Origin of the sequence: Mesorhizobium sp. M7A.F.Ca.ET.027.03.2.1 (assembly GCF_003999175.1) — a bacterium.
Lineage (GTDB): Bacteria > Pseudomonadota > Alphaproteobacteria > Rhizobiales > Rhizobiaceae > Mesorhizobium.
The window spans coordinates 1-6,642 of sequence record NZ_RZOM01000236.1 but is presented as its reverse complement, the minus strand read 5'-3'; the positions used below and the strand labels follow the sequence as shown (position 1 = coordinate 6,642).

The following is a 6,642-nucleotide window of genomic DNA, read 5'->3' as shown; positions in this document are numbered from 1 at the left end:
GCGGCCAGCAAGGTCGCCACCCAGATTGCAACGCGTCGCCGAAAACTTCGCTGGCTCATGAACGCCGCCCGATCCGTGCGGTATCTGTTGCCTGACGGACCCTGGAAATCAATGGCCAGCAGCGCGCCGCCGGTCTATCGTGGGCATCGTTTCCTCGCGGGGGCAGCAATGGAGCGGAAGCTGGCAGGCCGCAAGCCAATGGCGTTGACCGCCGAGCTTGTCGCGCAAGTTGAGCGTGTCGAGCCTGATCCCGGGCCAGAGCCCGGAACCAGCGAGCACACCGATGCGGAGTTCGATGGCCTGGTCGACAAGCTGCTATCGCAGCATCGTCCCGAGACGCTTTGGGTCTTTGCCTACGGGTCGTTGATCTGGAACCCCGAATTCGCCCATGTCGAGCAGCGCCCGGCCACGGCGCCGGGACGGCACCGCTCGTTTTGCCTGAAACTGACCCGCTGGCGCGGAACCCGCGATTTGCCGGCCCTGATGCTGGCGCTCGATCGAGGCGGCAGCTGCAACGGCATCGTCTATCGGCTGCCCGCGGAAGATCATTTCGGGCAACTCGGCCAGTTGATGCGCCGCGAGATCGATGCCAACCCGCCAACCAACGTGCCATGCTGGATCAAGGTCAAGACCAGGGACGGGCCGCTGCGTGCCTTGGCTTTCGTCGCCGCGCCGGACGGCAGCGCCTATGCCGGCCGGTTGCCGTTGGAGCAGGTTGCCGACACTCTGGCGCGGGCTGCCGGTCATTGGGGCTCTTCGGCGCAGTATTTGTTCAGGACCGTGAGCAAGCTTGAAGAGAGCGGCATCCGCGACCGGAATCTCTGGCGCATCCAGGACTTGGTTGCACGGCAGATCGCCGCTTCAACCGGTGGCGCCGATTAGGCTGATCTCTTCCTAACGGCAGGCGCGATAACCGTTTTTGCGGTTCTTGATGTCGAAATGGAAATGGTTGCGGTGGTCGTAATTGTAGCCGGGGCCGAGCACGGTGGTGAAGTACTGGCAGCCGTCGGCGCGCACATTGTTGAGGAAGCCGCGGGTGCGGAAAGCGAACAGGCCGGGCTTACGCACGTCAATGTCGTCGCCATTGTTGAGTTCGATGCTCATGACGTCGAGCGCATTTCCCTTGCCATGCTCGGACAGGACACCTTCGCCGGCAATCCTGCGGCAGGAATAGCTGGAGCCCTGGTGGATGGTCTTGACGTCGGAGAAATAGCGCCAGCGGGCGGAGGGGACGAGCTCGTTCTTCGTCCAGCCGGCAAAGGTGGCGGCCATGTCGCAGGTCAGGGTTGCCGCGGGTTTCATCTGGATGTTGCCGATGGCCGAAACCTTGACCGGATAATCGATGCCGCACTGGCCTTCATGGATCGGCGCCAGGTCGGTGTAGGCGACATCGAGACGCTTCAATTGCTGCCGGCAGTCGGTTTCGCTGGCCGGCATCTGCTCGACGGGCGACATCGGCTCGTCCATGCGCGGATAGGCGGCCTGCGTCATGTATGGATTGGAAGGGACAAGCTTCTGCATGCCGGCATATTGCGGCACGGCAGCCGTCTGCGCGCCGACGTCGACGGCTGGCTGCAGCGACAGCACACTACCGGTGTTGCAGGCGGAAAGCGCCGCCAGCGCCAGGCCGGCGGTCAGCATTGCTGCATATTTTGTCTGGCGCGCGGTGGCGAAAAACAAGGCCCGAAATTTGCCGGCCATTGGCGGAATCCCGTTGATGGATATCCGGCATTTTAACGATCAAGGGTAAAGGAAAACTCAGCGCCCGCGTTCATGCCTGCGGCCGAATTGCGGCACGCGGCCTGGATCAGCCATGCTCACTGGCAGAACGTGCCGCCATGCCGGCGCGGTTCGAGATCGAGATGGAAATGCAGGGAGTGATCAGGATCGGCGCCTGGACCGAGCACCGTCTTGAAGGGTCCACAGGCCGCCTTGCGCACGGCGTTGAGGAATTTGGCGTCCTTCTCCGGCGGCGCCGGGCCGACCTCGATCTTCTTGCCGTCCGACAGCGTGAAGCTGGCGATGTCGAGCGCGTTGCCAAAGGCGTGTTCCGACAGTTCTCGGGTGCCGTTGCGTGGCCGGCAGACAAAGGCCGATGCCTGGCCGATCGATTTCAGGTCCTCACCGAATTCGGCTTTCGCCGCCGGCTGGATGACATCGGCGGCAAAACGCGCCGTTGCCTCGGCCATTTTGCAATTGAGCTCGGTTCCGGGGCCGATGGCGACGGACTTTCCAAGGTCCTTCAGCACGATGGGATAGGGGATCGAACAGCCGATTTCGGGCTGGCTTTCCGCCTTGTGTTCTTCGAATTCGACGCCGAGCGTCTTCAGCCGTTCGCGGCAGGCGACTTCCTCGGCTGGCATTTTCTCATCGGGGAGATCGGCCGAGCGCGGATCGGGCAGCATCTTCTTCTCGTCCGCGTCCGCCGGCTTTTGCGGCGGTTGCGGGGCAACGGTGGGCGGCTGAGCCTCGGGCTCCGCGATGTCCGGTTTTGGCGTCGGCGTTGGCGCGACCGCCGGCGGTTCCGGCTCGCTTTTCGTATCGGTTGAGGGTTCGGGAACCGGCGGTTCGGGAAGTGCCTGCTTTTCCTGGCGGGATTTTTCTTCAGGGTTACGGTCGGGCGCGCCGGCGGTGTTCGGACCTTTCTTCTGCTCCCCGGTCTTTGCTGCGTCGGCCTTTGGAGTGTCCGTCGGGCGTGGCTCGGGCACCGGAATATTGGGTCCAGGCACCGGAACATCGGCAGGCAAGGGCAGCCGCAACTGCGTTTTCTGCTGTGTCTGCTTCGGCGTCACCGACCGGTGTCTTCGTGGTTTCAGGTGCTTTCCGCCTCGCTGTTTGAGGCGCTGTTCGGCTCGTGGAGTCAACGGCTGCTCTATCCTCGGCGTCAACGGCTCGTGATGCCGATGGCGATGTCTCGCCTCGGCCGGCATCATCAGCAAGGCCGTGACGGCCATGACGAACAAGATCCTGAACGTTCGGGAAAAGATAAGCGACCCCATCGCCGTCAACGGCGCCGACGCAAGGTGGTTGCCTCGGCCGCATCACGAACGGTAACCGCTCCGTTACGCACCGATCGCTTCCAGCCCTTCCTCCAGCCAGTCGGCGAGCAGCGGCATGCCAAGCAGGTATTTTGCGGTGCGCTTGTTGGCGCGTTCGCGCGCGGCCGCCAGCGCGTCTGCCCATTCGGTGGCGTCGTAGTCGCCGCGACCGACCCAGGCCAGCGCGATCAGTTCGGCTGCTTCATCGACATTGAGGTCGTTGATCAGTTCGCGCAGCTCTTCCTCGGTCAGATTCTCGGAGCTTTCCTCGGCAAGGCCGTCATGGTGATGGTTGACATGGGACTCGCCGTCGAGCTCGACCTCATGCTCGGCGCCATCGGCATAGTCTTCATTGACGGCCGCACTCAGCGCCTTGGCCTTGAGGATGAACAGGCGCACAGTGTCGGGGCCGATCGAAAGCTCCCAGTCCTTTTCAAGCCGCCGCTGCAAGGGCCGTCTCCCTCAGGTCGTTTGCCGGATGATAGCGGATTTGCGGCATCCGTCACCTGATGTTCTCCGCACGCAATTTTCCGGGATGAAACGCAAGCCGTCCGGCGTTAGTGTTGCATTCTCACCCTCCAGGAGGCTTCGATGCATAAAAGAGTGCTGATCCAGGTGGCGACTGCCCTTGTCGCGCTGCAGTTCCTTGCCGTTCCGGTGTTCGCCGCCGGCGGTGACAGTGGCGGCAGCGATCAGACGGTCACCCAATGCAAGAAGGGCGAAGTCTGGGACAAGAAGAAGAAAAAGTGCGTCGCACCCCAGGAGGGCATGCTCGACGACGACAGCATCTATGATGCTGGCCACGCGTTGGCGATGGCCGGGCGCTATGACGAGGCGATCGCCGTGCTCAGCCTTGCCGCCAACAAGCAGGATCCGCGCATCCTCAACTATCTCGGCTATTCGCACCGCCATTCCGGCCGCGTCACCGTCGGCCTCGGCTATTACGAGGAGGCGCTGCGCATCGATCCGAACTACACGCTGGTGCGTGAATATCTCGGCGAAGCGCATCTGCAGATCGGCGATCTGGCCGGCGCCCGGCAACAGCTGATGGAAATCGAGAAGCGGACCGGCAAGGGTTCGCGCGAATATGGCATGCTGGCCGAGCAGATCGACCATTTCATGAGAAGCTAAAAAGATCCCAGGGCTCTTCCAAGCGGCCGCGAGCGATCGCGGCCGCTTTTTGTTGCCCCCAGCCTCATTCACGCCCTGGCTGATGAAAACGGGGATGATTTTAGCAAAACCGATTTTTGGGCGTGAAAAACCCGCTGACATTGCTATATTCAGGGAAATTGCGGTGAAACGGTTCCGTTAGCCCGAGGCTGCCGGACCCGTTTTCTTTTTGTACCCATCGACAAGGCTTTCCCCGAAACGCGGGGGTGGCAGCAGGAAAGGTCAGGCATCATGAACAAGGTCCCGATGACAGGCGAGGGGTTCGCGTCATTGAAGGAAGAACTGCGCTGGCGCCAGCAGGAAGAGCGGCCGCGCATCATCGAGGCGATCTCCGAAGCGCGCTCGCATGGCGACCTGTCCGAAAATGCCGAATATCATGCCGCCAAGGAGGCGCAGAGCCTTAATGAGGGCCGCGTCAACGAGCTTGAAGATTATATCGCGCGGGCCGAAGTGATCGACGTCAGCAAGCTCAGCGGCGACAAGATCAAGTTCGGCGCCACCGTGGTGCTGGTCGACGAGGACACCGAGGAAAAGAAGACTTACCGGATCGTCGGCGACCAGGAGGCGGACGTGAAGTCCGGCCGCATCTCGATCTCCTCGCCGATCGCGCGTGCGCTCATCGGCAAGGAAGTCGGCGACGCCATCGAAGTCAATGCGCCCGGCGGTGCCAGGGGGTATGAGATCGTCCAAGTGCAGTTCATCTAGGGAATTTGAGGGGGGCGGCTGCGACTTTTAAGCTGAGGTTTGCGCCGCCCCTCATCGCCCTGCCGGGCATTTCTCCCCGTATAGTGACGGGGAGAAAGATGCTCCCATCGACGATTTCGCCGATTTTCAACGTAGCAGAATAGACGCTGGCCTTGCGTTCAGCTCTCTTCTCCCCGTCGTTATACGGGGAGAAGGTGCCGGCAGGCGGATGGGGGGCGGCGCTGGCCTTTGCAAATTGATTTGATTGATAAATCAATTCTTGCCAGCGTTGGCCTTGCCAAGGACCTGGAGTCCCGCCAGCCTCTCTGCCTCCGCCACCACCTCCACCGGCATCACACGCTTCCCGGGCGCGGCCAAAAGCGTCGACGCATATTGCCCGCGCGGACCCGTCAACCCGGGCTCGGTCGCCAGGAACACCGCAACCGTTGGCAGGCCGAAGGCGCTGGCGAGATGGGTCAGCCCGGTGTCGACGCCGATGACCAGTTCCGAGCGGCCGATGAACGCAGCGATGTCGGCCAGCGGTGACTTTGGCACCACAACTGTCGATGGCACTGCCTTGGCAATGGCTTCGGCCACGGCCTTCTCGCGCTCGTTCGACCAGGTCGTGACCGGCGTTATCCCCCGCTCAATCAGGAGGCGCGCGGTTTCAATCCAGTCTTCGGCCGGCCATTTCTTGTCTTCGCGGCTGGTGCCGTGCAGCAGGAAGGCGGTTTTTCCGGCGATGCCCGCCAGAGTGCCGACGGGCGGCACGATGCCGGAGTCCAGGGTCGAAAGATCGGGCTGATAGCCGAGCGCCAGCCCGAACAGCCGCCGTATCCGTTCGATGGCGTGCAGGTCGCGCGGCACGGGATAAGTGGCATCGTAGAACAGCGTCGCAGAAGGTTCGCGCGCGCTCGAACGGTCGAAGCCGGCAATGGGGGCGCCGGCTTGCCTTGCCACCACAGCCGATTTCAGGAGGCCTTGCGCATCGATGACGAGGTCGTAACGGCAATCGCGCAAGGTGCGGCGCAGGGCGGCCGCCTCGCGCCAGGTGCCGCTATCGAGCAGCGCCTTGCGCCAGCGCCGGATCGCCACCGTGTGGATCCGATCGATCGCCGGGTGAAGCGTGGCGATACCGGCAAATGCCTCTTCGACGCACCAGTCGAAGGACAGGTCCGGGCGGTTGCGACGAGCATCCTCGACGGCCGGAAAGGTGTGGATGACATCGCCCATCGACGACGTCTTGACGATCAGCACCTTCATGCCGCGGCCGGGATGTCCAGCAGCCGGTCCGCCGCTGCTGCGACCTGGCCGACTTCAAGCGTCTTCAGGCAGTTGAGGTGGCCGAGCGGGCAGACCTTCTGGTGGCAGGGCGAGCACGACAGGCCAAGCCAGACCAACTCGCGGCGTTCCCCCAGCGGCGGCGTGTTCTCAGGCGAGGTCGAGCCGTAGACGGCGACGATCGGCGTGCCGACGGCGGCCGCGACATGCATCAGCCCGCTGTCGTTGGACACGGCCAGCCTCGCGGCTGATATCAGGTCTATGGCGTCCTCCAGCCGCGTCTGTCCGGCGAGATCGACGAGGCCGGGGGCCAGGGCCGCGATCTCCGCCGTCACGTCGCGGTCGTTCTTCGAGCCGAACAGAGCGACCTTCAAGCCTTTGCCCATGAAATCGCGGGCAAGTCCGGCATAGCTTTCGCTGGGCCAGCGCTTGGCCGGGCCGAATTCCGCACCGGGCATCAGGGCCACGA

The 6,642-nt window shown here is 63.2% G+C and carries 8 protein-coding genes; 3 read left to right on the top strand and 5 right to left on the bottom strand.

The genetic code is table 11. The features are described 5' to 3' along the window. The first annotated feature begins 168 nt into the window (after positions 1–168). Complete coding sequence (locus EN750_RS12875; protein WP_127396636.1) at positions 169–882, top strand: gamma-glutamylcyclotransferase; 714 nt, start codon at positions 169–171, stop codon at positions 880–882. 12 nt (positions 883–894) lie between these two features. Here EN750_RS12875 and EN750_RS12870 read toward each other — a convergent pair whose 3' ends face one another. From EN750_RS12870 to EN750_RS12860, 3 genes are all read right to left on the bottom strand, one after another. Continuing rightward, a complete protein-coding gene (locus EN750_RS12870; RefSeq protein ID WP_127396635.1) occupies positions 895–1,701 on the bottom strand; it encodes an extensin family protein in 807 nt (268 codons plus the stop codon). Between the two features lie 116 nt (positions 1,702–1,817). Beyond that, positions 1,818–2,876 carry an extensin family protein gene (locus EN750_RS12865; protein ID WP_189526171.1) on the bottom strand — a complete coding sequence of 353 codons (1,059 nt, stop codon included), beginning with the start codon at positions 2,874–2,876 and terminating at the stop codon, positions 1,818–1,820. 186 nt (positions 2,877–3,062) lie between these two features. Beyond that, a complete protein-coding gene (locus tag EN750_RS12860; RefSeq protein WP_013530064.1) occupies positions 3,063–3,488 on the bottom strand; it encodes a DUF3775 domain-containing protein in 426 nt (141 codons plus the stop codon). Between the two features lie 141 nt (positions 3,489–3,629). On the opposite strand from EN750_RS12860, the gene EN750_RS12855 reads away from it, so the two are divergent. Together EN750_RS12855 and greA are read left to right on the top strand one after the other, a co-directional pair. Next, complete coding sequence (locus tag EN750_RS12855) at positions 3,630–4,169, top strand: tetratricopeptide repeat protein (protein WP_127270421.1); 540 nt, start codon at positions 3,630–3,632, stop codon at positions 4,167–4,169. A gap of 270 nt (positions 4,170–4,439) precedes the next feature. Further along, the gene (gene greA, locus EN750_RS12850) at positions 4,440–4,913 is read left to right on the top strand and encodes a transcription elongation factor GreA (protein ID WP_013530066.1); all 474 of its coding nucleotides are present in this window, start codon (positions 4,440–4,442) and stop codon (positions 4,911–4,913) included. 252 nt (positions 4,914–5,165) lie between these two features. Here the strand turns inward: greA and waaC are convergent, their stop codons facing one another. Then, entirely contained in the window at positions 5,166–6,155 is a 990-nt protein-coding gene (waaC, locus tag EN750_RS12840; RefSeq protein WP_127396633.1) for a lipopolysaccharide heptosyltransferase I, read from the bottom strand. After that, the coding region (gene waaF / locus EN750_RS12835) for a lipopolysaccharide heptosyltransferase II (protein ID WP_127396632.1) at positions 6,152–6,642 on the bottom strand (491 nt) is incomplete at its 5' end. The genes waaC and waaF, both read right to left, overlap by 4 nt.

Bases quoted from the DNA above. Each gene is read 5' to 3' on its own strand.
- waaC (WP_127396633.1), bottom strand. From the start codon at position 6,155: ATGAAGGTGCTGATCGTCAAGACGTCGTCGATGGGCGATGTCATCCAC.
- EN750_RS12875 (WP_127396636.1), top strand. From the start codon at position 169: ATGGAGCGGAAGCTGGCAGGCCGCAAGCCAATGGCGTTGACCGCCGAG.
- EN750_RS12870 (WP_127396635.1), bottom strand. From the start codon at position 1,701: ATGGCCGGCAAATTTCGGGCCTTGTTTTTCGCCACCGCGCGCCAGACA.
- greA (WP_013530066.1), top strand. From the start codon at position 4,440: ATGAACAAGGTCCCGATGACAGGCGAGGGGTTCGCGTCATTGAAGGAA.
- EN750_RS12855 (WP_127270421.1), top strand. From the start codon at position 3,630: ATGCATAAAAGAGTGCTGATCCAGGTGGCGACTGCCCTTGTCGCGCTG.